Source organism: Microbacterium faecale (assembly GCF_014640975.1).
Taxonomy (GTDB): domain Bacteria; phylum Actinomycetota; class Actinomycetes; order Actinomycetales; family Microbacteriaceae; genus Microbacterium; species Microbacterium faecale.
In genome coordinates, this window is the sequence record NZ_BMHO01000001.1 from 2,524,041 (window position 1) to 2,548,230 (window position 24,190).

22 protein-coding genes are annotated in these 24,190 nt (G+C 68.0%); 3 read left to right on the plus strand and 19 right to left on the minus strand.

Going from position 1 to position 24,190, the window contains the following annotated elements; translation table 11 throughout:
- Nucleotides 1–5: 5 nt before the first annotated feature.
- The 3 genes from ctaC to IEW87_RS12100 form a co-directional block, all read right to left on the minus strand.
- Nucleotides 6–911 (minus strand): aa3-type cytochrome oxidase subunit II, encoded by a 906-nt coding sequence (gene ctaC / locus IEW87_RS12090; protein WP_188712440.1) that lies wholly within the window; start codon nt 909–911, stop codon nt 6–8.
- 161 nt (nt 912–1,072) lie between these two features.
- Nucleotides 1,073–1,438, minus strand: a complete 366-nt coding sequence (gene erpA, locus IEW87_RS12095) for an iron-sulfur cluster insertion protein ErpA (protein ID WP_188712441.1) — start codon at nt 1,436–1,438, stop codon at nt 1,073–1,075.
- Between the two features lie 69 nt (nt 1,439–1,507).
- Nucleotides 1,508–2,935 carry a dipeptidase gene (locus IEW87_RS12100; protein WP_188712442.1) on the minus strand — a complete coding sequence of 476 codons (1,428 nt, stop codon included), beginning with the start codon at nt 2,933–2,935 and terminating at the stop codon, nt 1,508–1,510.
- A 45-nt stretch (nt 2,936–2,980) separates the two neighbouring features.
- On the opposite strand from IEW87_RS12100, the gene IEW87_RS12105 reads away from it, so the two are divergent.
- Nucleotides 2,981–3,547 carry a DUF3043 domain-containing protein gene (locus tag IEW87_RS12105; protein ID WP_188712443.1) on the plus strand — a complete coding sequence of 189 codons (567 nt, stop codon included), beginning with the start codon at nt 2,981–2,983 and terminating at the stop codon, nt 3,545–3,547.
- Nucleotides 3,548–3,559: 12 nt separating this feature from the next.
- Here IEW87_RS12105 and IEW87_RS12110 read toward each other — a convergent pair whose 3' ends face one another.
- The 5 genes from IEW87_RS12110 to dnaE all read right to left on the minus strand — a co-directional run bounded on the left by IEW87_RS12110 (nt 3,560) and on the right by dnaE (nt 11,763).
- Entirely contained in the window at nt 3,560–4,591 is a 1,032-nt protein-coding gene (locus IEW87_RS12110) for a quinone-dependent dihydroorotate dehydrogenase (RefSeq protein ID WP_188712444.1), read from the minus strand.
- Entirely contained in the window at nt 4,588–5,058 is a 471-nt protein-coding gene (gene nrdR, locus IEW87_RS12115; RefSeq protein ID WP_188712445.1) for a transcriptional regulator NrdR, read from the minus strand. Before nrdR ends, IEW87_RS12110 begins: the two co-directional genes overlap by 4 nt.
- Nucleotides 5,059–5,099: 41 nt before the next feature.
- Complete coding sequence (gene hisD / locus IEW87_RS12120) at nt 5,100–6,404, minus strand: histidinol dehydrogenase (protein ID WP_373285132.1); 1,305 nt, start codon at nt 6,402–6,404, stop codon at nt 5,100–5,102.
- 33 nt (nt 6,405–6,437) lie between these two features.
- Nucleotides 6,438–8,162, minus strand: coding sequence for a hypothetical protein (locus tag IEW87_RS15075; protein ID WP_229731134.1), 1,725 nt, complete (start codon nt 8,160–8,162; stop codon nt 6,438–6,440).
- Nucleotides 8,163–8,250: 88 nt separating this feature from the next.
- On the minus strand, nt 8,251–11,763 hold the full coding sequence (gene dnaE / locus IEW87_RS12130; protein WP_188712447.1) for a DNA polymerase III subunit alpha: 3,513 nt from the start codon (nt 11,761–11,763) through the stop codon (nt 8,251–8,253).
- Nucleotides 11,764–11,936: 173 nt separating this feature from the next.
- Here dnaE and IEW87_RS12135 point away from each other — a divergent pair, with 173 nt between their 5' ends.
- Nucleotides 11,937–13,445 (plus strand): HNH endonuclease signature motif containing protein, encoded by a 1,509-nt coding sequence (locus IEW87_RS12135; RefSeq protein ID WP_188712448.1) that lies wholly within the window; start codon nt 11,937–11,939, stop codon nt 13,443–13,445.
- A gap of 223 nt (nt 13,446–13,668) precedes the next feature.
- Nucleotides 13,669–14,160, plus strand: a complete 492-nt coding sequence (locus IEW87_RS12140; RefSeq protein WP_188712449.1) for an SRPBCC family protein — start codon at nt 13,669–13,671, stop codon at nt 14,158–14,160.
- Here the strand turns inward: IEW87_RS12140 and IEW87_RS12145 are convergent.
- The 11 genes from IEW87_RS12145 to ftsW all read right to left on the minus strand — a co-directional run bounded on the left by IEW87_RS12145 (nt 14,130) and on the right by ftsW (nt 24,080).
- Nucleotides 14,130–15,059, minus strand: a complete 930-nt coding sequence (locus tag IEW87_RS12145; RefSeq protein ID WP_229731135.1) for an RluA family pseudouridine synthase — start codon at nt 15,057–15,059, stop codon at nt 14,130–14,132. The two genes, IEW87_RS12140 and IEW87_RS12145, sit on opposite strands and share 31 nt — an antisense overlap.
- A complete protein-coding gene (lspA, locus tag IEW87_RS12150; RefSeq protein WP_188712450.1) occupies nt 15,052–15,837 on the minus strand; it encodes a signal peptidase II in 786 nt (261 codons plus the stop codon). The genes IEW87_RS12145 and lspA overlap by 8 nt, the downstream gene beginning before the upstream one ends.
- Nucleotides 15,838–15,847: 10 nt before the next feature.
- Nucleotides 15,848–16,468, minus strand: coding sequence for a DivIVA domain-containing protein (locus IEW87_RS12155; RefSeq protein WP_188712451.1), 621 nt, complete (start codon nt 16,466–16,468; stop codon nt 15,848–15,850).
- Nucleotides 16,469–16,506: 38 nt separating this feature from the next.
- Nucleotides 16,507–16,812 (minus strand): YggT family protein, encoded by a 306-nt coding sequence (locus IEW87_RS12160; protein ID WP_188712452.1) that lies wholly within the window; start codon nt 16,810–16,812, stop codon nt 16,507–16,509.
- 81 nt (nt 16,813–16,893) lie between these two features.
- Nucleotides 16,894–17,358 carry a cell division protein SepF gene (locus IEW87_RS12165; protein WP_188712453.1) on the minus strand — a complete coding sequence of 155 codons (465 nt, stop codon included), beginning with the start codon at nt 17,356–17,358 and terminating at the stop codon, nt 16,894–16,896.
- 36 nt (nt 17,359–17,394) lie between these two features.
- Nucleotides 17,395–18,072, minus strand: a complete 678-nt coding sequence (locus tag IEW87_RS12170) for a YggS family pyridoxal phosphate-dependent enzyme (RefSeq protein ID WP_188712454.1) — start codon at nt 18,070–18,072, stop codon at nt 17,395–17,397.
- Nucleotides 18,069–19,253: a cell division protein FtsZ gene (gene ftsZ, locus IEW87_RS12175; RefSeq protein ID WP_188712455.1), complete on the minus strand. Its 1,185-nt coding sequence runs from the start codon at nt 19,251–19,253 to the stop codon at nt 18,069–18,071. Before ftsZ ends, IEW87_RS12170 begins: the two co-directional genes overlap by 4 nt.
- A 159-nt stretch (nt 19,254–19,412) precedes the next feature.
- Nucleotides 19,413–20,396 (minus strand): cell division protein FtsQ/DivIB, encoded by a 984-nt coding sequence (locus IEW87_RS12180; RefSeq protein ID WP_188712456.1) that lies wholly within the window; start codon nt 20,394–20,396, stop codon nt 19,413–19,415.
- A gap of 1 nt (nt 20,397) precedes the next feature.
- Nucleotides 20,398–21,783 (minus strand): UDP-N-acetylmuramate--L-alanine ligase, encoded by a 1,386-nt coding sequence (murC, locus tag IEW87_RS12185; protein WP_188712457.1) that lies wholly within the window; start codon nt 21,781–21,783, stop codon nt 20,398–20,400.
- Entirely contained in the window at nt 21,780–22,862 is a 1,083-nt protein-coding gene (locus IEW87_RS12190; protein ID WP_188712458.1) for a UDP-N-acetylglucosamine--N-acetylmuramyl-(pentapeptide) pyrophosphoryl-undecaprenol N-acetylglucosamine transferase, read from the minus strand. Before IEW87_RS12190 ends, murC begins: the two co-directional genes overlap by 4 nt.
- A 9-nt stretch (nt 22,863–22,871) precedes the next feature.
- Nucleotides 22,872–24,080 (minus strand): putative lipid II flippase FtsW, encoded by a 1,209-nt coding sequence (ftsW, locus tag IEW87_RS12195; RefSeq protein ID WP_188712459.1) that lies wholly within the window; start codon nt 24,078–24,080, stop codon nt 22,872–22,874.
- Between the last annotated feature and the right edge of the window lie 110 nt (nt 24,081–24,190).

The window sequence follows — 24,190 nt, forward strand, 5'->3', positions numbered from 1 at the left end:
CATCGTCACTGTCCTTCCTGGGTCTCAGAACCCGTGCCATCAGTGCCGGTGAGGTTCTGCAGACGGTCGTACGCGTCGTTCACGTCACCCGTGAGGCCCTCGTCGGCGAGACCCTGAACGTAGGCCTCGTACTCCGACTCGCTCACGACATCGACGTTGAACAGCATCGCGGAGTGGTATTCGCCGCACAGCTCGGCACACTTGCCGGCGTAGCGGCCTTCCTTGGTCGGGATGAACGACCAGGAGTTGTCGCGCCCCTGATACATGTCCTTCTTGTACAGGAAGTCAATGATCCAGAACGAGTGGATGACATCGCGCGACTGGAGGTCGACCGTGACCTTCTTGTCGACCGGCAGCACGAGCGTCGGGAGCGTGTCCTCGTCGACGTTTCCGCCCTCGTCCGGGTTGGCCTGCTCGCCCATCGTGTAGACGGTCTCGCCGGATCCCGTGGCCTCGTTGTACTGGAAGTCCCAGGCCCACTGCTTCGCGATCGCCGTGACCTCGACCTCGACCTCGTCCTCGGCCCACGGAGTCTCGAGGGCGGTCTGCTCACGCACCGTGAAGGCGAACAGGCCGAACACGAGAACCAGCGGCACTGCCGTGAAGAAGATCTCGATCGGCATGTTGTAGCGCAGCTGCACGGGGAGGCCGGTCTGACCCTTGCGGCGGCGGTAGACGACCATCGCCCAGAGCATGAGGCCCCAGGTGATCACGCCGACACCCAGCAGGACGATCCAGGAACCGACCCACAGCGAGGCGATGCCCTCGGTCTGGTTCGTCGCCGCCTGACCAGACTCATCAAAGCCCGGCATATAACCGTGAAGCTCAGTGGGCGTGCACGCAGAGAGTGCAAGCGCAACCGCGGCGATCACGGGGACCGCGGCCCAACGGATACGGCGTTTCGACGACACGAAGTCACCTTTCACACATGGATCTGACTACCGTCCATCCTATGGCAACCGCACATGCGGTTCATGCCACTCTCCCAGCGAGCCGGACATCGCGGACGGTGAGCGCGATGAACATGGGAATGGCCCGTGCACAATGCGCACGGGCCATTTCTCCGCTGTGATCAGTGAAAGCTGTCGCCGCAGGCGCAGCTTCCGCCGGCATTCGGATTGTCGATCGTGAAGCCCTGCTCCGAGATCGTGTCCTTGAAATCGATCGACGCGCCGTCGAGATACGGCACCGACATGTTGTCGACGATGACCTCGATGCCATCGAAGTCGACAGTCTCGTCGCCGTCGAGGTAACGCTCGTCGAAGTACAGCTGGTAGATGAGGCCCGAGCAGCCTCCCGGCTGAACGGCCACGCGGAGACGCAGGTCGTCGCGCCCTTCCTGCTCAAGCAGGCTCTTGACCTTCGCGGCGGCGGCGTCCGTGAGATTCACGCCGTGAGCGTGATCGGTCTCCGGTGCCGACAGTGTCGTGTCAGTCATCACTGATCTCCTCGTATGTAGCGGACCGCTGACGCGGTGTGCACTGGCGATTCTACCGGTCGAACCCGGTTAGGAGGCGGAGCCGCGACGATTCAGCCGCGCGAGCAACAGCGCCTCCGAGCGGATCGCGTTGCGGAACGTCTCGATGTGCAGCGACTCGTTGGGGCTGTGCGCGCGCGAGTGCGGGTCCTCGACGCCGGTGACGAGGATCTGTGCGCCCTCGAACGCGTCGACGAGATCGGAGATGAACGGGATGGACCCGCCGACGCCGTAGTCCACCGGATCCACGCCGTATCCGTCCGCGAGGGCGCCGCGCGCCTGCTCGAGCGCCCAGCCGTCCGTGTCGATCAGCACGCTGTCACCGAGGTCGATCTCGCTGAAGGCGAGCTGCGCGCCGCACGGGGCGTGCGCGCGCAGGTGGCGCTCGAGCGCGGCGTATGCGTCGGCGGAGGACTGTCCAGGCGCAACGCGGCAGCTGAGCACGACGGTGACCTCGGGCGCGAGCGTATTGCTCGCCGCCTCGACGGAGGTGAAGTCGATGCCGGTGACGGTAACGGTCGGCTTGTTCCAGATCCGGCTGAGAAGAGAGCCGTCGCCAATCGGCCGCACGCCGTCACGGAGCCCGGTCTCGGCTCGCAGTTGTTCCTCGGAATACGACGGCGTCTCCGCCTCGCGGGTCTCGAGGCCGTCGACGGCGACCGCCCCCTCCGCGTCCCACAGCGTGGCGAGCAGCGTCACGGCGGCCATCATCGCGTCGGGGACCGCGCCGCCGAACATTCCGGAGTGCGAGGCGTGGTCAAGGGTCGACACCGTGAGGTGAAACTTGGCGTTGCCACGTAAGGACACCGTGAGCGCGGGCGTGCGTGAGTCGAGGTTGCCGGAGTCGGCGACCACGATGACATCCGAACGCATCGCGTCGGCGTTCTCCGCGAGGAACGGTCCGAAGGAACGCGATCCGTACTCCTCCTCCCCTTCGACGAAGAGCACGATGCCGATGTCGAGTTCGTCGGCGGGGACGGTGTCCGCGAGCGCACGCAGCGAGGCGATGTGCGCCATCACGCCCGCCTTGTCGTCTGCCGCGCCGCGTGCATAGATGCGCCCATCGCGCACCGTCGGCTCGAACGGCGGCGTTTCCCAGAGCTCGTCGTCGCCCGGAGGCTGCACGTCGTGGTGCGCGTACAGCATGACCGTGGGACGGCCAGCGCGCGCGGGTCGCACGGCGAGGACGGCCGGCTGCCCCAGCTCCGACCCGTCGCCGTCCGCGACCGGGGCGCGGCGAATGTCGACGGTCTCGAACAGGCCGGTCTCGCGCGCGAGCTCGGCGACCCGCTCTGCCGAGCGCTGGAGCTGCGACTGATCGAACGCGGGCCAGGCGATTCCGGGGATCCGCACGAGGGAGCCGAGGTCGTCGACGGCCGCGGGGAAGCCGCCGGCGACGGCCTCGAGCAGCCGCGCCTCGTCGTCGGGAAGCTGAGCATCAGACGGCGTGGAAGTCATGCGGGTAATCTTATGGGGATCCGCCGCCCGCGACCCGAGGTACCCATGGCCAAGAATGCACACCCCGCTGACGACGCGGCGACCCCCGAGCAGAAGCCCGTGGGCAAGGGACGCCCGACGCCGACGCGCGCCGAGCAGCAGGCGAAGCGCGTGCGCCCCCTCGTCGCGACGACGAAGGAAGCGAAGAAGGCCGCTCGCTCGGAGATGCGCGAACGGCAGGAGCGCGCCCGCGTCGGAATGCAGAACGGCGAGGAGCGCTTTCTCGGCCCCCGCGACAAGGGACCCCAGCGCCGCTTCGCGCGCGACTGGACCGACGCCGGCTGGCACCTCGCCGAGTTCGTGATGCCGGCCATGGTGCTCGTCATCCTGCTCTCGCTCATCCCGCTGCCGTTCATGCAGTTCTGGTCGTTCATCGGCCTGTGGGGATTCATCATTCTCGCGATCGTCGAGATGGTGTTCCTCGCGCGCCGCGTGAAGAAGAAGGCGGCCGACAAGTGGGGCGACCGCCGAGAAAAGGGCCTCGGCTGGTACGCCGCGATGCGCTCGATTCAGATGCGTTTCATGCGCATCCCAAAGCCGCAGGTGCGCCGCGGCGAGTACCCGAGCCTCTGAGCCGACGCGCCGTCAGCGGCGCACGAGCGCGCGATTGATGCGTCGCGCCCAGAACGGGCCCCGATAGATGAATCCCGTGTATCCCTGGACGAGCGTCGCGCCGTATTCGAGACGCTCGCGCACCTGATCGGCTGTTTCGACGCCGCCGACCGAGATCACGCAGAAAGACGGATCCGGCACGGTCTCGCGAACAATCGACAGGACTTCGAGTGAGCGCTCGGCGACGGGCGGCCCCGAGACACCGCCGGAACCCATCGCCTCCACCTCCCGGGAATCCGTCGTGAGCCGGTCGCGGGAGATCGTCGTGTTCGTCGCGATGAGGCCGTCGAGACGCAGGTCGGCCGCGAGCCGCGAGATCGCGATGACCTCGTCGTCGGGCAGGTCGGGCGCGATCTTCACGAGCAACGGCGTGGCACCGCACGCCGCGCGCACGGCTTCGAGCAATGGGCGCAGCGTTTCGACGGCCTGCAGTCCGCGCAGACCGGGAGTGTTCGGCGACGAGACGTTGACGGCGACGTAGTCGGCGACCGGCGCGAGCATGCGCGCGCTGCGCACGTAGTCATCGAGCGCGGAATCGACATCGACGACACGGCTCTTGCCGATGTTCGCACCGACGACCGCTCCCCCGCGCCGCAGGCGCGCGAGGCGTCGTGCCGCGGCGGCCGCGCCGCGATTGTTGAAGCCCATGCGGTTGAGGAGGCCGCGATCGGCGACGAGGCGGAACAATCTCGGTGACGGATTACCCGGTTGTGGGATCGCGGTGACCGTGCCGATCTCGACGTGTCCGAACCCGAGCGCCTCCAGCCCGCGGACGCCCACGGCGTTCTTGTCGAAGCCCGCCGCGATGCCGAACGGGGTGGGGAACGTGACGCCTAAGGCGTCGACACGGAGCGAGGGATCCGGCTGCGTGAACCGTCGCACGATCGGGCGGAGCGGAGCGGCCCCCATCACGCGGATGGCGGCCATGCCGAGGTGGTGCGCGGTTTCCGTGTCCAGGCGCTTGAGCACGCCACGGAACAGCAGGTCGTAGAGCATGCGGCTCATCCCTCGGTCGCGTTGGGCTCGCCGCGTCCGGCACGCAGCTCGGCAACGGCCTCTTCGAAATCCCCGAGCGATTCGAATGCGCGGTACACGCTCGCGAATCGGAGATACGCGATCTCGTCGAGCTCGCGGAGCGGCTCGAGAATCGCGAGACCGATGTCGTTGGCCTCGAGGGTGCTCTGTCCCGACTGGCGCAGCGCCTCTTCGACCTTCTGCGCGAGCAGCGCGAGGTCATCGTCGGTCACGGGTCGTCCCTGGCATGCCTTCCGGACTCCGCTGACGACCTTGTCACGAGAGAACGGCTCGACCGCACCGGAGCGCTTGACGACGCTGAGGCTCGCAGTCTCGACCGTGGAGAAGCGACCACCGCACTCGGGACACTGGCGACGACGTCTGATCGACAGACCGTCGTCGCTCGTGCGCGAATCGATCACGCGGGAGTCGGGGTGGCGGCAGAATGGGCAATGCATGACGACACGACTTTACATGGCCGACTGCGTGTCCTCTCTGCTCAGCGCTGTCGGGCCCTGACCGCGTCGCCGTGCGCAGGCAGCGCCTCCGCCTCCGCGAGCGCGACGATGCGATCCGCGACCGCCGCGAGCGCGGCCGCGTCGTACTCGATGACCTGCTGCGGGCGGAGGAAGGTATACGCGCCGAGTCCCGAGGCGTACCGGGACTGTCCCCCGGTCGGCAGCACGTGATTGCTGCCCGCCATGTAGTCACCCAGACTCACCGGCGTGGCGGGCCCCACGAAGATCGCGCCAGCGTTCGTGTAGCGATCGGCCGCGACGCGCGCATCTGCGACGTGGAGCTCGAGGTGCTCGGGACCGTACGCGTTGCTGAACGATTCCATTGCCGCAACGTCGTCGACGAGCACGATCGCCGATTGGGGACCCGCGAGCGCGGCCGCGACACGTTCCGCGTGCCGCGTCGCGACCGCGATCTCGCTCAGCGCACTCTCGACGGCGGAGGCGAGCTCCGGAGACGTCGTCACGAGCACGGCGGCGGCCTGCTCGTCGTGCTCGGCCTGACTGACGAGGTCGGCGGCCACGAGAGCGGCGTCGGCCGTCTCATCGGCCGCGATGAGAATCTCGGTGGCACCTGCCTCCGCGTCGGTGCCGACGTCGCCGGCGACGACCCTCTTGGCGGATGCGACGAAGTTGTTGCCGGGGCCGGTGACGACGTCCACAGGGGCGAGGCCGAGCGATTCAACACCGTAGGCAAGGGCGCCGATCGCGCCGGCGCCACCGATCGCATACACCTCGTTGATGCCGAGGAGGCCGGCGACGGCGAGGATGGTCGGGTGCACGCGCCCCGCTGCATCGCGCTGCGGCGGCGAGGCGAGGGCGATGCTACGCACTCCCGCGACCTGAGCCGGGACCACATTCATGATGACGCTCGACGGGTACACCGCCTTGCCGCCGGGCACGTACACGCCGGCGCGCGCGACCGGCTGCCACCGCTGCCGCACGTGCGCACCCGGCTCGATCTCGGTGTCGCGCGGCTCCGGGACCTGTGCCGCGGATCCGGCGCGCACACGAGCGATCGCCTCGTCGAGGGCGGCCCGCACGTCGCCGTCGAGTCCCGACAGGGCCTCATCGATGTGCGCCTGCGGCACACGGAGCGCGTGTCCCTCGACACGATCGAACCGGGTCGCCTGATCGCGCAGGGCGTCTTCCCCGTCGCGTCGCACGGCCGCGACGAGCTCCCGCGCGGTGTCGAGCGCCGCCGCACGTGCGGCGCTGGCGCGTGGCACGGCAGAGAGCAGCTCTGACGGGCTCAGCGCCCGACCTCGGAGGTCGATCGTGCGCATGATGTTCCTTTCGTGACGGCGAACGCGCCAGGCGCGTCAGCCGCGGGTGATGCCGGACGTGTCGTGGAGGTAACCGATTCGTCCGTCGTCATGTCGCATCACGAAGTAGCTGCCGCGGTCCTCGAGGACCAGAGCCCACGCCGTCGGCCCGACCCGGTAGATCGGATTGCCGTCGAAGTCGTGCACATCGCGCTCGACCGGCGCCAGCGCCCAGAAGGGCTGCGACGTCGCCGCGGCCTGCGGTGCGGCCTGCGCGCCGGGATCGGTCACGCTCGGCGACGCGGCCACGGGCGCCGGGTCGGGTTCCGCGACGTCGGTGACGGCTGAAGCCTCGTCGGATGCCCCCGCGTCGAGGACGACCGGGATCTCGTCAGGCTCCGGGTCAGTATCGGGGGCGGGCGTGTCGTCCGCGACCGTTCCGGCGTCAGGCGTCGGAACCGCTTCGGAGGAGCCTGCAGCTTCCGTGGCGTCCGGGGACGGCGTGTCCGCGTCGACCGGGGCAGCAGCCGGAGCCACGAACTCGGCGGCGGAGGCCGCGACCTCAGGCGTCTCGGCCACCTGCGCGGATCCGGAGGGGGAGGTCGGGGTGGCATCGCCGGCCGTCGTGTCCACCGGAGGCGTCGCGTCGGCGATCTCCGCGGCGGGAGGCTGGTCGGTCGGCGCCGGCGCACCGGACGTCGGCGGCACGTTCGATCCGTCGGACGCCGGAGCGTCCTGCGCGTACGGACCCCGAGCGTCCTGCGTGTACGGAGCCGCAGCGTCCTGCGCGTACGAGGCTGGCGCATCCTGAGCGTACGGAGCCGGAGCGTTCTGCGCGTACGGGGCCGGCGCATCCTGCGCGTACGGGGGCGCCGTCTCCTGCCCGTACGACGACGGAGCGTACTGGCCGTACGGCGCGGGCTGTCCGAACGCCGTGCCGTCGGGTCGTGGCACGGGTGGAGCCGAGCTGTCAGGGGCCGGCGCGGAAGACGGCACCATCCCCGACGGGCCGTACGCGGGCTGGGATGCGTCGTGCGCGGCGGCCGGCCACGCCGGCGCAGTCGTCGACGCGACCGGCCGCGCACGCTTCGCCAACGGGCGCGCCGGACGCGCCGTGGGGTGTGCCGGCTTCTGCTCGCGGCCGACGAAATCGGCAGAGAAGGGCGGGACGAACCGCGCGAAGACCGTGAAGAACACGCCGGCGAGCGCAACGACAAGAGCGATCCACACGATGACTCCGACGCGCAGCGGCGACTGCGCAAGGTCGTACACCCCGTCCACGGCATCGGACGCCGCGCCCAACTGCTGGTACAGGTCGTCGATCGCCGCGGAGATCTGGAGCACGATCAGAGCGAGGTTCAGCCAGGTGAATGCCGCGACGGCGAATGCGACCGATGCGAACTGGTCGATGCTCAACGCCCCGAGGTTCTGCAGACGGGGCACGAATCGTCGAAGTCCGATGAGGAGGACCGCCGCGAGCGGGAGGAACGCTGCTCCGAGCCACGTGATGCCGACGGCCCAGACGGGCGTGTAACCGCTGATCACGTCGAGCGTAAACGCTGAGAAGAAGGACAGCACGGTGAGCGACAGCCCGAGGAAGATCACAATCCACTCGCGCAGCGTGTACGGCCCGAGACCGGCCTGCGGTTCGATGCCGCGCTCGTCGCCGCCGGAGACGGACGACGCCTGGTCGATGAAGCGGTGCGGCGCGGCCGTCGTGTCGGCGCCTCCGTACGGAGCCTGCGCGTACCCTGCGGCGCCGCGCGCGTTCTGATCGCTCACTGTGGGTTCCTCTCCCTCATCATGTCTCGCACCACACGATCGTACGGCGATGTGGCGGTAGGCGCATTCGGCACCCCTGAAGGCCGCATCACCCGAGGCACTGCGGCCCGAGGAGCGCCTTGAGGTCGCCGAACAGTTCTGCGGACACGTTCACCGGCATCGGCACCTCGAAGACCTTGGCCGTGCGACCGCGATGCATCTTCAAGCGCAGTTCGGTGTCGCCGCGATGCCGCTTCAGGACGTCCGCAAGATCGCTGACGACGCGCTCGGTCGCGCGCTGCTCCGGCATCAGCAGCGTGATCAGGCCCGTGTCGTCGGCGGATCCGAGGTCCGGTGCGAATGCTGACTGAGCGTGCAGATTGAGCCCGTCGTCTCGGCGCGAAACGCGCCCTCGCACGACCAGAATCGCGTCCTGCGTCAGGATCGGCTGAAACTCCGTGTAGGTCTTGCCCATGAACATCACGGTGACCTCGCCGTCGAAGTCTTCGATCGTGATCATGCCGTAGGGATTGCCACTCGACTTCGCGACGCGGTGCTGCGCGGTGGTCACGAGTCCGGCGATGGTGACCTGGTCTCCGTCGTCGAGCTCTTCCGAACTCACGAGATCCCGGATGGTCATCGAACGGTGCTTCGCGAGCGGAACCTCGAGTCCCGCGAGCGGGTGATCGGACACGTAGAGCCCCAGCATGTCGCGTTCAAACGCCAGCTTGTCCTTCTTCGTCCATTCCGGGCGGTCCGGGACCTTCTGGACCTCGTCGGGCTGGTCCCACAGACTGTCGAAATCGAAGCCGACCTCGCCGTTGGCGGCCTTGCGCTTGTCCCCGACCGCCTGCTCGACGGCCTGCTCGTGGATCTCTACGAGTGCACGCCGCGTGGATCCCATCGTGTCGAAGGCGCCCGCCTTGGCGAGCGACTCGACCGTGCGTTTGTTGGTCACGTGCGCGGGAACACGCTTCAGGAATTCGTGGAAACCCGTGTACGGACCCTCCTGTCGCGCCTCGACGATCCCCTCGACGACACTCTGGCCGACGTTGCGGATCGCGCCGAGCCCGAAGCGGATGTCGTCGCCGACGGCCGCGAAGAACTCGATCGACTCGCTGACATCGGGCGGCAGCACGCGGATCCCCATGCGCCGGCATTCGTTGAGGTACATCGCGAGCTTGTCGCGCGAGTCGCCGACGCTCGTGAGCAGGGCCGCCATGTACTCGGCCGGGTAGTGCGCCTTGAGATAGGCCGTCCAATACGACACCATGCCGTACGCCGCCGAGTGCGCCTTGTTGAACGCGTAGTCCGAGAAAGGCAGAAGGATCTCCCACAGCGCCGTGATCGCGCCCTGAGAGAATCCGTTCTCCGTCATACCTCCCGCGAAGCCGACGTACTGCTTGTCGAGTTCGGACTTCTTCTTCTTGCCCATCGCACGGCGCAGGATGTCGGCCTGTCCGAGACTGAACCCCGCCACCCGCTGCGCGATCGCCATCACCTGCTCCTGGTAGATGATCAGGCCGTAGGTGGTGTCGAGGATGTCGGCGAGCGGCTCCTCGAGCTCCGGGTGGATCGGCGTGATCTTCTGTTCGCCGTTCTTTCGCAGCGCGTAGTTCGTATGCGAGTTCGCACCCATCGGGCCGGGACGGTAGAGCGCGATGACGGCCGAGATGTCCTCGAAATTGTCAGGCTTCATGAGGCGCAACAGCGAGCGCATCGGTCCACCGTCGAGCTGGAAGACTCCGAGCGTGTCACCACGCGCGAGGAGTTCGTACGCCTTGCGGTCACCGAGCTCGAGCGTCTCGAGATCGAGCTCCTCACCGCGGTTGGTCCGAATGTTGTCGAGAGCATCCGAGATGATCGTGAGGTTCCTCAGGCCCAAGAAGTCCATCTTGATCAGGCCGAGCGACTCACACGCCGGGTAATCGAACTGCGTGACGATCTGGCCGTCCTGGTCACGCTTCATGAGCGGGATGATGTCGATGAGCGGATCGGACGACATGATGACGCCCGCCGCGTGGACGCCCCACTGCCGCTTGAGTCCCTCGAGCCCGACCGCGCGGTCGTAGACCGTGCGCGCCTCGGGATCCGTCTCGAGCAGCGAGCGGAACTCGCTGGCTTCCTTATAGCGCGGGTGGTCGCGATCGAACATGCCGTCGAGCGGCATGTCCTTCGCCATGACGGGCGGCGGCATCGCCTTCGTGAGGCGCTCTCCCATGCTGAAGGGGAAGCCGAGCACGCGGGACGCATCCTTCAGCGCCTGCTTCGACTTGATGGTGCCGTACGTGACGATCATCGCGACGCGCTCGTCGCCGTACTTCTCGGTGACGTAGTCGATCACCTCGGCACGGCGCCGATCATCGAAGTCGACGTCGAAGTCGGGCATTGAGACGCGATCCGGGTTGAGGAAGCGCTCGAAGATGAGGCCGTGCTCGATGGGGTCGAGGTCGGTGATGCGCATCGCGTACGCGACCATCGACCCCGCACCCGATCCTCGTCCCGGGCCCACGCGGATCCCGTTGTCCTTGGACCAGTTGATGAAGTCGGCGACGACGAGGAAGTAGCCCGGGAACTTCATCTGCGCGATGATGCCCATTTCGTACTCGGCTCGCTCGCGCACCTCGTCGGAGATGCCGTTCGGGTACCGGTAGTGCAGCCCCTTCTCGACTTCCTTGACGAACCAGCTCTCCTCGGTCTCGCCCTCCGGTACGGGGAATCGCGGCATGTAGTTCACGTCGGTGTCGAACTCGACCTCGCACCGCTCGGCGATCAGCAGCGTGTTGTCACACGCCTCTGGCAGATCGCGGAACAGGTCGCGCATCTCGGCCGCCGTCTTGATGTAGTACCCGTCGCCGTTGAACTTGAAGCGGTTCGGATCGTCCATCGTCGACCCGGACTGCACGCAGAGCAGCGCCTCGTGCGCATGCGCGTCGTGCTGGTGCGTGTAATGAGAGTCGTTCGTGGCCACGAGCGGAATCTGCAGATCCTTCGAGATCTTCAGCAGATCTTCACGGACGCGTCGCTCGATGTCGAGCCCGTGATCCATGAGCTCGCAGAAGTAGTTGTCCTTGCCGAAGATGTCCTGGAACTCCGCGGCGGCCTCCCGCGCGGCGTCGTACTGCCCGAGACGGAGCCGCGTCTGGATCTCGCCCGAGGGGCACCCTGTCGTCGCGATGAGACCCTTCGAGTACGTCTGCAGCAGCTCGCGGTCCATGCGGGGCTTGAAGTAGTAGCCCTCCATGCTCGCGCGCGAGCTGAGTCGGAACAGATTGTGCATCCCCGCCGTGTTCTCGGCCCACATCGTCATGTGCGTATAGGCACCAGACCCCGAGACGTCATCACGCTTCTGCTCCGACGTGCCCCACGCCACGCGCGTGCGGTCGGACCGGTGCGTGCCCGGCGTCACGTAGGCCTCAAGGCCGATGATCGGCTTCACGCCCTGTGCCTTCGCGGCGTTGTAGAACTCGAACGACGCGTAGTTGTTGCCGTGGTCGGTCACGGCGATCGCAGGCATCTTCATCTCGGCTGCGGCCTTCGTCATGTCGACGAGTTTCGCCGCCCCATCCAACATCGAGTACTCACTGTGGACATGAAGATGCACGAAGGAGTCGGATGCCATGAGGCCAGTCTAGATTCGACCCCCGACGCGGGAGGCGGCGTGTCTGAGCATCTATCGATCCGCCGCGAGACTTGTGCAGGAATCGGCTCGCGCCGCTCATGATCCGAATCTTTGTTCGACTTAATTCCCGACTTCTCTTGTTGTATTCGTACCTTTGTTCTACCATATGAATCATGTTCACCCTCGTCCACCCGTCGCACGTGGAGCGGACGCGCGTCGCCACCGCCGCGGCCATGCTGCGTGAGGTGGCCGACCGCGTCGCGATGGTGACGGACGAGGATCTGGTCGCACTCGCTCGGGGCGCCGAAGCGCTCGGCCGCCACGTCGACGCGTTACGAACGCGGATCGCCGGCGAGGTCGATGTTCGATCGGGTCAAGAGCTGGTGGGGCCCACCGATGACGATCGACTGTCTTCGAGATACGGCTGCGGCAACGCCGTCGAGCTGCTCGAGAGGACGACGCGGGCGTCCGTGAAGACGCTGCGGCAACGCGTGCGCCTCGACCGTCACACCCGAACGCACACCACACTGACCGGGCACATTCAGCCCGCCCGCTTCCCTGAAGTGTCAGACGCCTTCCGCGCGGGAAAGCTCAGCATGGACGCGGCCTGTTACCTGACCGATGAGTTCACCCGCCTCCGGCATCGTGGCCACACCTCCCCCGAGGAGACGACGATCGCCGAACAGGAGATCATCCGCGCCGTCACAACCGGCATCGACGGAGCGCCCGCGGACGACGCGGCCGAAGTTCCCGCCGATGGCGTGCTGCCGGAAACGTTCGACGAGTTCCGCGTCATCGTCGACACCTGGTCCACCTTTCTCGCGCGCGACGGCATCGAACCAGACGCGGAGTACGCCGAGCGCTTCCGCGGCCTCAACCTCGGTCGGACGCGTGACGGATTGGTCCCTGTCGCCGGCAATCTCGTCCCCGAGGCCGCCGCCGGCCTTCAGCTGCTCTTCGACGCCCACAACGGGTCCACCACTCGCTTTCGCACGTCACCTGAGGACGCCCCCGCCAGCGCCGCGTGGACCGACGACGAACAGGTCCACGACCCGCGCACGGCGCCGCAAAAGCGTCACGATGTGCTCGTCTCGATCATCCAGGCGGCGGCGGCCGCGACGGACACTCCGTCGCTCGGTGGCGCCGCCCCGACTCTGCAGATCAGCACGGCGGTCGGGGACCTCGACGGCGGCACCGCCATCATCGACCGCACGCAGGCGCCGGTTCCCTCCTCGCTCGCGCATCGCATCGCGTGCACGGGAGCCGTGCAGAAAGTCGTCTTCGATCGAAACGGACGCATCGTCCGTCTCGGTGCGCCTGACCGCCTCTTCAACGCCCATCAGCGACGCGCCATCGGCATACGAGACGGCGGGTGCATCATTCCGGGCTGCTCTATCCCCGCCGCCTGGTGCGAGGTCCACCACGTCACCGAATATGCGCAGAGCGGCCCCACCCACACCGACAATGGCGTGCTGTTGTGCTGGGCCCACCATCACAGGCTCGAAAGGTCCGGGTGGCAGATTCAGATGCGCGGCGGCACGCCGTACGTGAAGGCGCCAGGCTGGATCGACCCACGCGGGATCTTCCGCGCCGTGCGAAACCAGCGCACCGAGCGAGAACGGGTCCGACAACGCTCCCGCCACGAGACTCCCCCACTGCAACTGCCGATTCCCACCGGTTAGCACACGTCCAGGCACGTCATCACGAATGCCGGCGCCGTCATCGCGCGCCCCATGGTCTCTCGGCGCGCGTCGCTCGGGGTCTGCGTCTCTCGGCCTCTGCGCGTCGCTCTCGCAGCCCGGGCCGCGCACTGCGCCGGGACGCTGCCCAACAGCCAGAGATCTAGACTGCTGTCATGCATCGGCCCGTCTCTGTCACCGGCGTCGTCATCAACGGGCACGGCTCATGACACGGACCTTCATCGAACGCACCGTCATCGATGCACCCCTCGAAGCCGTGTGGACGAACTCGCTGAGCATCGATGTGCACCTCGCGTCGATGCGGCGCTCGTCGGAACGCGCCGTCGCTGGCGTCGTCTCCGGGCTGAACGGGCTTGATGAGACGGTGACGTGGCGGGCACGCCACTTCGGCCTCTGGTTCGAGATGACCAGCCGCATTACCGAGCTCGATCCCTACCGGCGTTTCGTCGACGAACAGACGACCGGTCCGTTCCAGAGCTTCCGCCATGAACACGAGTTCACGTGGCGCCAGGGCCACACCGAGATGGTGGACATCGTCCACCTCGCGTCGCCCATCCTGCCCCGGTCGACCGAGGCGATGATCCTGCTGCCGTACATGCGGCGTCTGATCCGTCAGCGCAACGCACATCTCGTGCGCTCGAGCGAGCCGTCAGCACCTTCAGTGCCTCAGAAGAGACCGTCTTCCAGCAACTCGTAGGCGTGCTGCAGGTCGTCCGGATACGGCGACGTGAACTCGACGCGCTCCCCCGTGGCCGGGTGATCGAACGCGAGCCGGTGCGCGTGCAGCCACTGGCGCGTGAGGCCGAGACGCTCGGCGAGCGTCGGGTCGGCCCCGTACAGCGGGTCCCCGACGAGCGGGTGCCGGTGGGCGGCCATGTGCACGCGGATCTGGTGGGTGCGGCCCGTCTCGAGGTGCACCTCGATGAGCGTCGCGCGGGGAAACGCCTCGATCGTCTCGTAGTGCGTCACGGAGTCCTTGCCGTCGGACGTGACGGCGAACTTCCAGGAGTGGCTCGGATGGCGGCCGATGGGCGCGTCGATCGTGCCCGAGAACGGATCCGGGTGCCCCTGCGCAACCGCATGGTAGATCTTGTCGACGGTGCGCTCTTTGAACGCCCGCTTGAGCACCGTGTAGGCGTGCTCGCTCTTCGCCACGACCATGAGGCCGCTCGTGCCGACGTCCAACCGGTGGACGATGCCCTGGCGCTCCGCCGCGCCACTCGTGGACAGCTCGATTCCGCTCGCGAGCAGTGCGCCGGGCACGGTCGGGCCGTCCCAGCCCGGCGACGGATGCGCCGCGACGCCCACAGGCTTGTCGACGACGACGAAGTGCGCGTCCTCGTAGACGATCCCGAAGCCGGGCACCTCGGCGGCGACCACCGTCGGTTCGGCCTTCGGCGCCCATTCGACGTCGATCACGGATCCGGCCATCACGCGGTCAGACTTCCCTGCGGCGGCGCCGTCGATGCGCACGCCACCGGCTGCCGCGACCTCGGCCGCGAACGTGCGCGAGAAGCCGAGCATCTTGGCGAGTGCGGCGTCGACACGGGCTCCGTCGAGGCCATCGGGAACCGGCAGGCGGCGCGACTCAGGCACCGGAACGCGTCTCCCGCTCCCCCGCCTCGTCGCTCAGGCTCTTCGTCGCGTCGAGGGCCGCTTCCGTTCCCTCCGGCGACGACGTTCCGTCGGCCGCAGCGCCTGACGGGTCGTCATCGCCCCTCGTCTCAGATTCGTCGTCAGACTCCTCGAGACGGCCGTCATTGCGATCGTCGGCGTCTGCGCCTGAGCCGGCATCTGCGTCGGCGCCGGCATCTGCGCCTGCGCCGGCAGCAGCATCCTCCGCGGGCCGCTCACCGCGGGTACCGTCGAAGTTGAGTCCGGTGACGACGAGCAGGGCCACCGATATCATTCCGCCGACGATGAAGATGTCGGCCACGTTGTAGATCGCCGGCGTCGTCCAGAACCACATCCACGGCGTGAGGATGAAGTCGACGACGTGTCCCTCGGCGAAACCGGGGTCGCGCAGCAGCCGGTCGGTGAGGTTACCGAGCACTCCACCCAGCAGCAGGCCCAGTACGACCGTCCAGAGGCGGGAGCGCACGCGTGTGATCGCGAGGAACACGATGGCGGCCGCAACGAGGGCGAGCGCGATCGTGAAGACCCACGTGACGCCCTCTCCCATCGAGAAGGCAGCGCCCGGGTTGAACACGAGCAGCCACTGCAGAGCGTCGCCGATGACGGGCACCGGCTCGCCCTCCGTGAGATGAGCCAGCGCGTATTGCTTGCTCAACTGGTCGGCGGCCAGCACCGTGATCGCGAGAATCGCGATGACGATGCCGGCCGCCAGGCCTCGCAGCGGAGGTCGTCCCTTCACGTGGACGCGCTCAGAGACCGACCGTCGAGGCGGGAGCCTTGCCCGATCCCGACTCCGGAGCGTCGAGGTCGGCGAGCTTCTGCTCGAAGTAGCCACGCAGCTGCTGGCGGTAATCGCGCTCAAACTGGCGCAGCTCCGTGATCCGGCCCTCGAGGCTCTTCCGCTCGCTGTCGAGCTTCTGCGAGATCTCGCGCTGCTTCGCCTCGGCGGCCGCGACGATGCTCGACGCCTTCGCCTCGGCGTCGTCGACGAGGCTCTTCGCCGTCGCCTGACCCTCCGAGACATGCTCATCGTGGAGGCGCTCGGCACGCGCGATGATGCCAGCCGCCGTCGACGCCGTCGACGTGACACCGGGCTCAGCGGGCAGCTCCTCGGCAGCTGCTGCCTCGGGCTGCTCAACCGAGGTGGCCTCAGCGGGCGCTGCAGCGGTCTGCTCAGCGGCGGGGGCATCAGCGCCGCCGGCCTCGAGCTCCGCGATGCGCGCCTTCAGCTGCTCGTTCTCCTCGATCGTCTTGCGCCACTCGACGACGATCTCGTCCAGGAAATCGTCCACCTCGTCCGGGTCAAAGCCCTCCTTGAAACGGACGTGCTGGAACTGTTTCGTAACGACGTCTTCCGGCGTCAATGCCATATCCTGACCCCTCTCTCGGTGGTGGTCCTCATGATACTTCAGTAGATGATCGCGATTGCCTGCAGAATCCACGACAAGACGAAGCAGATCAGCAGCGTGAGCGCGAACCCGACGTCTATCGCGATCGGGCCGATTCGGATCGGCCGGATGTGGCGCCGAAAGAAGTTGATCGGCGGATCCGTGATCGTGTAGACCAGCTCGCAGATGACGAGCATCGTCCCCCGTGGCCGCCACTCGCGGTTGAACAGCGGGATAAATTCCAGGATGAGACGCGCGAACAGCACCACCACGTACAGGGATACGAGCAGGTGCAGGATCGACGCGACGAACCCGATGACAGCCACGAGAGTTCAGCCTACGCGAGAAGGCCCGGTGCTACCGAAACGGAGCACCGGGCGCGACGAGCGATGTGTGCGCTGAGCAGGTCAGCTACCGAACGCAGTGTCGTCGGCGGGCGCGATGCCGCCGTCGCCGGAGATCGCGACGTTCTCGGGGCTGAGCAGGAAGACCTTGCTCGTGACGCGCTCGATGCGACCGTAGAGCCCCATCGAGAGGCCGCTCGCGAAGTCGATGAGGCGACGCGCGTCGGCGTCGGACATCTGCGAGACGTTGATGATCACGGGCAGGCCGTCGCGGAACTGCTCCGCGATCGTCTGCGCGTCGCGATACTGCTTCGGATGGACCGTGACGATCTCGTTGACGGCGTCGGCGGCCGGCTGACGAACGACCGTGGGTCGGCGCAGCGGGGTCACAGGGGCCGGCTTGTCGTCGTCATGATTCTCCTCACGGTGCGAGGAGCGAACGGGGGTCTCCGACATCCCCTCCTCGACATATTCCTCTTCGTCGGCGAGGCCGAGGTAGACCATCGTCTTCTTGAGCGGGTTCGCCATGGCGTCCTCCGATTGAATGCTCGTCTTGTGTGCAGGCTAAACCTGGTTCGGTCTCGGGCCCGTGATTGCGGTTCCGATCCGCAGGTGTGTCGCGCCGAAACGGATCGCTTCGGCGAAATCCTGAGACATCCCGGCGGACATCCAGGTGGCTGAGGAGGCAATGCGACGCACCTCGTCGGCGCACCGTGCGAGCCTCTCGAATGCTGGCCCGGGCTCCTCACCGAGGGGAGCCACGGCCATGACGCCGCGAAGGCGCAGCGAGGCAGTCTGGACGATGGTCTCCGCGAGGCGCGTGGCATCGTCGCGCGCGACGCCGCCGCGGTTCGGATCGTCGGTGAGGTTGATCTGCACGAGGACATCGAGCGGCTCCGCCTCGGGCACGTCGAGTGCCGCGACGACCTTCTCGCGATCGACCGAGTGCACGGCCGCAGCCGACCGCCGCACCGTCTTCGCCTTCTTCGACTGCAGCTGCCCCACGAAGTGCCAACGCAACTGCGTCAGTTCGGCGAGCTCGTCGGACTTCGCCGTGAACTCCTGTTGCCGATTCTCGGCGACGTCCTGCACGCCGAGCTCCACGAGCTCGCGGACGAGCGACGCGGGGTGAAACTTCGTCACCACGATGCGCGTGATCTCATCCGGCGATCGGCCAGCCGACCGCGCGGCGTCGGCGATGGATCCGTCGACGGCGGCGAGTCGGTCGGCGAGGGTCGTCACTTCAGGAATTCGGGGATGTCGATGTCTTCGTCGTCGAATCCGCTCGACTCGCTCAGCGCCGGCGTGGCGGGGACGCTCGGAACCGAACGGTCCTTCTCGTCCTCCTCCGATTCCTCCCCCGACGGCGCACTCTCGGTTGCGGCGACCACGGGACGGTTGTCGCCAGGAAGCGACGGACGCGACGCCTCCTCGGCCCGCGCTCCGAACGCGGGGACGTCGACGCGAGCCTGCGGCTCACCGCCGTCGAAACCGGCCGCGACCACGGTGACGCGCACCTCGTCGCCGAGCGTGTCGTCGATGACCGTTCCGAAGATGATGTTCGCCTCGGGGTGGGCCGCCTCCTGCACGAGACGCGCCGCATCGTTGATCTCGAAGATGCCGAGGTTCGATCCGCCCTGGATCGACAGCAGCACGCCGTGCGCGCCCTCGATCGAAGCCTCGAGCAGCGGCGACTCGACCGCGAGCTCAGCGGCCTTGATCGCCCGATCGGCGCCGCGCGCGGATCCGATACCCATGAGGGCGCTTCCGGCGCCCTGCATGACGCTCTTGACGTCTGCGAAGTCGAGGTTGATCAGACCCGGGGTCGTGATCAGGTCCGTGATGCCCTGAACACCGGCGAGAAGCACCTGGTCAGCAGTCGCGAACGCCTCGACCATCGAGATGCCGCGATCGCTGATCTCGAGCAGGCGGTCGTTCGGCACGACGATGAGCGTGTCGACCTCATCCTTGAGCACGGCGACGCCCTGCTCGGCCTGTTGCTGGCGCCGACGCCCCTCGAATGAGAACGGCTTCGTCACGACGCCGATCGTCAGCGCGCCGATCGACTTGGCGATGCGTGCAACGACGGGCGCGCCGCCCGTGCCCGTGCCGCCCCCTTCGCCCGCCGTCACGAACACCATGTCCGCACCGGCGAGAGCCTGCTCGATCTCTTCCTGATGGTCCTCTGCCGCGCGTCGACCCACCTCGGGGTCGGCACCGGCGCCGAGGCCGCGCGTGAGATCGCGCCCGACGTCGAGCTTGACGTCAGCGTCGCTCATCAGCAGCGCCTGCGCGTCTGTGTTGATCGCGATGAACTCGACGCCGCGCAGCCCGAGCTCGATCATGCGGTTGACGGCGTTGACGCCGCCACCACCGACGCCGACGACCTTGATCACGGCGAGGTAGTTCTGGTTCTGGCTCATGCTGCCTCCATCGACGGAACCTGGGCTGCAACCGGAAAACCTCGAACCTTAAACGTCAACCACAAGGTTAAAGTATTCACCGGCATATACTTTGCTCGTCTCTGACGCTACGTGGCCGGTAGCCGACAGACGCGCAAACACGCGGGGCGTGTCGAAAAATCACTCGACGACGAGAACGCCCGTCGATGAGACGTCGTAGCTCGACGCCTGGTCGGGAGGAGTCGCCTCGAACGCCGCGGTCAGCGTCGCGACCTTCTCGCTCGTCTCGCCGGCGCTTCCCCACACGATCGTCACGCCCCCGCCGTCCGGGAGGTCGAATGCGATGTCTTCGCGCGAGGTCGCGCGCACCGCCGTGACACGCTCCGCCATGTCGGAGGGAAGCGAGCGCAGCACCTGGCCCGCGGCGCGGAACGCATCGGAGTCCGGTCCGGATTCCACCTCCGCGAGCGGCAGTCCTTCGGGGTGTTCCTCTGTGGTGTCGAGCGCGACGCCGGCCGCATCCACTGTCGTGAATCCCGCGTCGGTCGCGAAGACCGCGACGGCCGTGCGCTCGACGATGCGCACGACGAGATCGTGCGGTGGCTGAACTTCGACCGCGTACGACTCGATGCGGGGAAAAGACGTGAGCGCCGCATGGATCTCGTCGTGGTCGATGAGCGGCATCGGGCGATCGACCTGGTCGGAGATGGCTTCTTGGATCGCGGCGGGATCGACGTCCTGCGCACCCACGACGTCGATGCGCTGCACGGCGAAAAGCGGGCTGTAGGCGGCGCCGATCGTCCCGACGGCCAGCAGCACGACCGCACCGATCGAGCTGAGCCAGATGACCCGCCGACGACGCGACCGCACCGTGAACCGGCGCACCTCTGCACGCTCCGCGCGGCGACGACGCCGGCCTGCACGCCAGATCCCGAAGCGTCCGCTCCCGACGGCGCCCGATCCCGGCGCGACGTGGTCCTCTCCGGCTTCCGCTGCCGGATCCTCGACGTCGTCCGCTTCGGCGGCGCGGCGCCCGAAGGGCAGCACCGACGCAAGCCGGTTGCGGCCGCGCTCGGCGCCTGTCCCGTCGCCGTCCAGGTCGGGTTCGGCGTTCTGATCAGGCTGTGACCGACGCGGCGGAGGAAGGGGGCCGGGGCGCTTCACGTCACTCGCCTTGCTCGAGCGCGCCCATCACCTGCGGGACGATGAGGTTCACGTTTCCGCAGCCGAGCGTGATGATGAAGTCGCCGTCGCGCGCGACGTGCGCGGCGCGCTCGGCGGCGGTCTGCCAGTCGGGCACGTACGAGACGTTGTTCGGATCCGCGAAAGCGCGCTCGACGAGTTCGCCCGTGACCCCGGGGATCGGGTCTTCGCGCGCGCCATAGACGTCCAGCACGACGGAGTGGTCGGCGTACGTCTCGAGCACCCGGGCGAACTCCGCGGCCATCAGCTGCGTACGCGAATAGGTGTGCGGCTGGTGCAGCGCGATGAGCCGCCCGTTACCCACGACGCTGCGCGCGGCCTCCAGCGCCGCCGCGACCTCGGTGGGATGGTGCGCATAGTCGTCGTAGACGCTGACGCCGCGACGCGTGCCGTGCAGCTCGAAGCGCCGGACCGTGCCGCCGAACGTCGCCACCGCGCTGGCGGCTGCGACGACGTCCTGGCCGAGCGCGACGAGCACCGCCACGGCGGCCGCGGCATTGAGGAGATTGTGGCGGCCGGGCACCCGCATCTCGAGGCGCGCGCTCTCGCCGCCAGCCGTGAGCACCACGGATCCGTCGGGCGCGCGCTGGACACGCACGTCGGCGTCGGGCGCCTCGCCGAACGTGATGACGCGCTCGTGTCGCAGGCGAGCATGCACGCGCCGCGCGCCCGGGTCGTCGGCCGAGATGACAACGGCCTCGCGCGCGGCGTCGGCGAAGGCGACGAACGCGTCGTCGAACGCCTCGTGGGATCCGTAGTGATCGAGGTGGTCCGCGTCCACGTTGGTGATGAGGGCCACCGACGTGTCGTAGATGAGGAAGGATCCGTCGGACTCGTCGGCTTCGACAACGAAGAGGCTGTCGGTTCCCGCCCGGCTCGAGACGCCGTACTGCTGGATGACACCACCCGAGACGAAGCTCGGATCGACGTCGAGGACATCGAGTCCGGTCACGATCATCCCGGTGGTGGTGGTCTTCCCGTGCGCACCGGCGACAGAGACGAGCCGGCGACCGGAGATGAGGTACTTCAGTGCCTGCGAGCGGTGAAGCCGGGGGATCCCGCGTTCTGCCGCGGCGAGGTACTCGGGGTTCTCGGGCCAGATCGCCCCCGTATAGACGAGCGCGTCGACCTCGCCGAGGTTCGCCGCGTCGTGACCGATCGAGACGGTCGCGCCGAGTGCCGCGAGCTCACGCGTCGCCGGGCTTTCCGCACGGTCGGATCCGGACACGGGGATGCCGGCGCCGAGGAACATCCGAGCGATGCCCGAGATGCCGGAGCCGCCGATGCCGACGAAATGGACGGATCCGATCGTCTCGGGGATCGGAACGGTGAGGTCGGGCGTGATCATGGGCGCTCCTTCTGCAGGGCACGATCCAGGTGCGCGATGACGTTCTCGGTGCCGTGGCGCGTGCCCTCGACCTCGGCGGCGGCGCGCATCCGCGCGAGGGCGTCGTCGTCGGCGAGGAGGGACACGATCTCGCTGCGCACGCGCTCGGGCGTGAACTCGGCGTCGTCGATGAGGCGCGCCGCCCCGCGGTCCACAGCCGAGGCGGCATTGAGCCGCTGTTCGCCGTTGCCCACGGGGTACGGGATGTAGATCGCGGGAATCGACAGCGCCGAGATCTCCGAGACCGTGGACGCGCCCGCCCGCGCAACGACGAGGTCGGCGAGCGCGAAGGCGAGGTCCATGCGATCCAGATAGGGCACGGCCACGTAACTCGCGTCGGGGGACGTTGGGGTGTCGTTCTTCTCCCCCGTCGCGTGCAGCACCTGCCACCCCGCGTCGACGATGTCGCGCCAGGATCCGGCGAGCGTCTCGTTGATGCGTCGGGCCCCGAGGGATCCGCCGAAGGCGAGGAGGACCGGCCGGTCGGGGTCGAGACCGAAGTGCTGCGCGGCCTCCGCTCGTGTCGCGTCGCGGTCGAGCTCGACGATCTCGGTGCGAAGCGGCATCCCGACGACGTCGGAGCGCTTGAGCGGCGTCCCGGCAAAGGCGACGCCGACGGCGGCGGCGGACCGTGCGCCGAGCACGTTCGCGAGACCGGGGCGCGCGTTGGCCTCGTGCACGACCGCGGGGATCCGTTCGCGCTTCGCGGCGATGTAGGCGGGCGCCGCGGCGTAGCCCCCCACTCCGAGGACGACGTCGACGCCGCGGTCGCGCAGGTAGCCGCGCACCATCTTCACCGCGCGCGAGAACCGCGACGGGAAGCGGATCGCGTCCGCGTCAGGGCGGCGGGGAAACGGCACCTTCGGAACGATGAGCAGCTCATACCCGCGGGCGGGGACGAGTCGTGACTCGAGGCCCTCGGCCGTGCCGAGAATGAGGACCTCGTCATCGGGGTGGCGCTCCCGGAGCCCATCCGCGACGGCGAGCATCGGGTTCACGTGTCCGGCAGTGCCTCCGCCGGCGAGAAGGTACGTCGTCACCGAACGATCTTACGACGCCGAGCGTGAGGGAACGGCCCCGACAGGCGCTTTGCCGTCCGGCAGCGTGCGAGCGAGCGCGAGCAGCACGCCGCAGGCGATGAGCACCGCGATGAGCGAGGATCCGCCGGCCGAGAGGAATGGAAGCGGCACCCCGAGGGCGGGGAGCACGCGGAGGACGACGCCGATGTTGACGAGCGCCTGACCCGCGATCCACACGCCGATGCCGCCGGCGGCGGCGCGCACGAAGATGTCGTCGGTCCGCCGCACGATGCGGAAGATCCCGACGGCGAGGACGGCGAACAGTGCGAGGACCACGAGGCAGCCGAGCGTCCCGAGCTCTTCACCGACGATGGCGAAGATGTAGTCATCGGCCGCCGCGGGCAGCCAGTTGTACTTCTCACGGGAGTTGCCGAGGCCGCGTCCCAGCAGCCCGCCGCCCGCGAGTCCCCACAGCGCGTGGTACGGCTGGAAGCACTCCGCCGTCGGGTCGCAGTTCGGGTCGAACACCGACAGGATCCGCTTCATGCGGTTCTCACTGAAGATCGCCAGCGCCGCGACCCCTGCGGCGCCGAGGAGCACGATCGGCATGAGGAACCGGAGCCGCACCCCGGCGAAGAACAGGGTGCCGAGGGCGAGCATCGCCATGATCGTCGCGGTGCCGAGGTCTCTGCCACCGAGCACCGTCGCGATCGCGAAGGCGACGCCGGGAAGGATCGGAATGGCGAACTGCCAGAAGCGCGTGAGCACGGCGCTCTTGCGATGCAGGATGAACGCGATCCACAGCACGAGAGCGACCTTGAGGAACTCGCTCGGCTGGATCGTCATACCGCCGATGAAGAGCCAGTTGCGGTTACCGCCGTACTCGTGGCCGAGCGGCGTGAACACCAGCAGCTGCAGAGCGATGCCGAGAACGAGCACGGGCCACGCGATGCGCTGCAGCCAGCGCACGCTGAAGCGGCTCATCACGAACATCATCGGCAGGCCGACGGCGGCGTAGATGAGGTGACTGATGCCGTCGTTGAACGGGCTCCCACTCTGCGTGAGCGACTCAACGGTCGTGGCTGAGAACACCATCACGATGCCGAATGCCGTCAGCAGCATCGCGGAGGAAGCGACGAGGAGGAACTCCAGGGGCACCGGCCCAATCGAACGGCCGAGCGCGATGCGTGCCGCGAGGGGACGCGATCCCGTCGACGACGCTCGCTCGGTCTGCGTCATGAGCCACCCTCTCGATCCGTGCCGCGCACGCGGCAGCCACCCTCAGTTTGGGCGGGAGGCGCATGGAACCGCGGCACGCGCGGCGCGTGTCGCGCGAACACTCGGGGGGC

Coding starts and splice junctions, on each gene's coding strand:
- erpA (WP_188712441.1), bottom strand. CDS start 1,438: ATGACTGACACGACACTGTCGGCACCGGAGACCGATCACGCTCACGGC.
- IEW87_RS12100 (WP_188712442.1), bottom strand. CDS start 2,935: ATGACTTCCACGCCGTCTGATGCTCAGCTTCCCGACGACGAGGCGCGG.
- IEW87_RS12105 (WP_188712443.1), top strand. CDS start 2,981: ATGGCCAAGAATGCACACCCCGCTGACGACGCGGCGACCCCCGAGCAG.
- IEW87_RS12110 (WP_188712444.1), bottom strand. CDS start 4,591: ATGAGCCGCATGCTCTACGACCTGCTGTTCCGTGGCGTGCTCAAGCGC.
- nrdR (WP_188712445.1), bottom strand. CDS start 5,058: ATGCATTGCCCATTCTGCCGCCACCCCGACTCCCGCGTGATCGATTCG.
- dnaE (WP_188712447.1), bottom strand. CDS start 11,763: ATGGCATCCGACTCCTTCGTGCATCTTCATGTCCACAGTGAGTACTCG.
- IEW87_RS12135 (WP_188712448.1), top strand. CDS start 11,937: ATGTTCACCCTCGTCCACCCGTCGCACGTGGAGCGGACGCGCGTCGCC.
- IEW87_RS12140 (WP_188712449.1), top strand. CDS start 13,669: ATGACACGGACCTTCATCGAACGCACCGTCATCGATGCACCCCTCGAA.
- IEW87_RS12155 (WP_188712451.1), bottom strand. CDS start 16,468: ATGGCATTGACGCCGGAAGACGTCGTTACGAAACAGTTCCAGCACGTC.
- IEW87_RS12165 (WP_188712453.1), bottom strand. CDS start 17,358: ATGGCGAACCCGCTCAAGAAGACGATGGTCTACCTCGGCCTCGCCGAC.
- ftsZ (WP_188712455.1), bottom strand. CDS start 19,253: ATGAGCCAGAACCAGAACTACCTCGCCGTGATCAAGGTCGTCGGCGTC.
- murC (WP_188712457.1), bottom strand. CDS start 21,783: ATGATCACGCCCGACCTCACCGTTCCGATCCCCGAGACGATCGGATCC.
- ftsW (WP_188712459.1), bottom strand. CDS start 24,080: ATGACGCAGACCGAGCGAGCGTCGTCGACGGGATCGCGTCCCCTCGCG.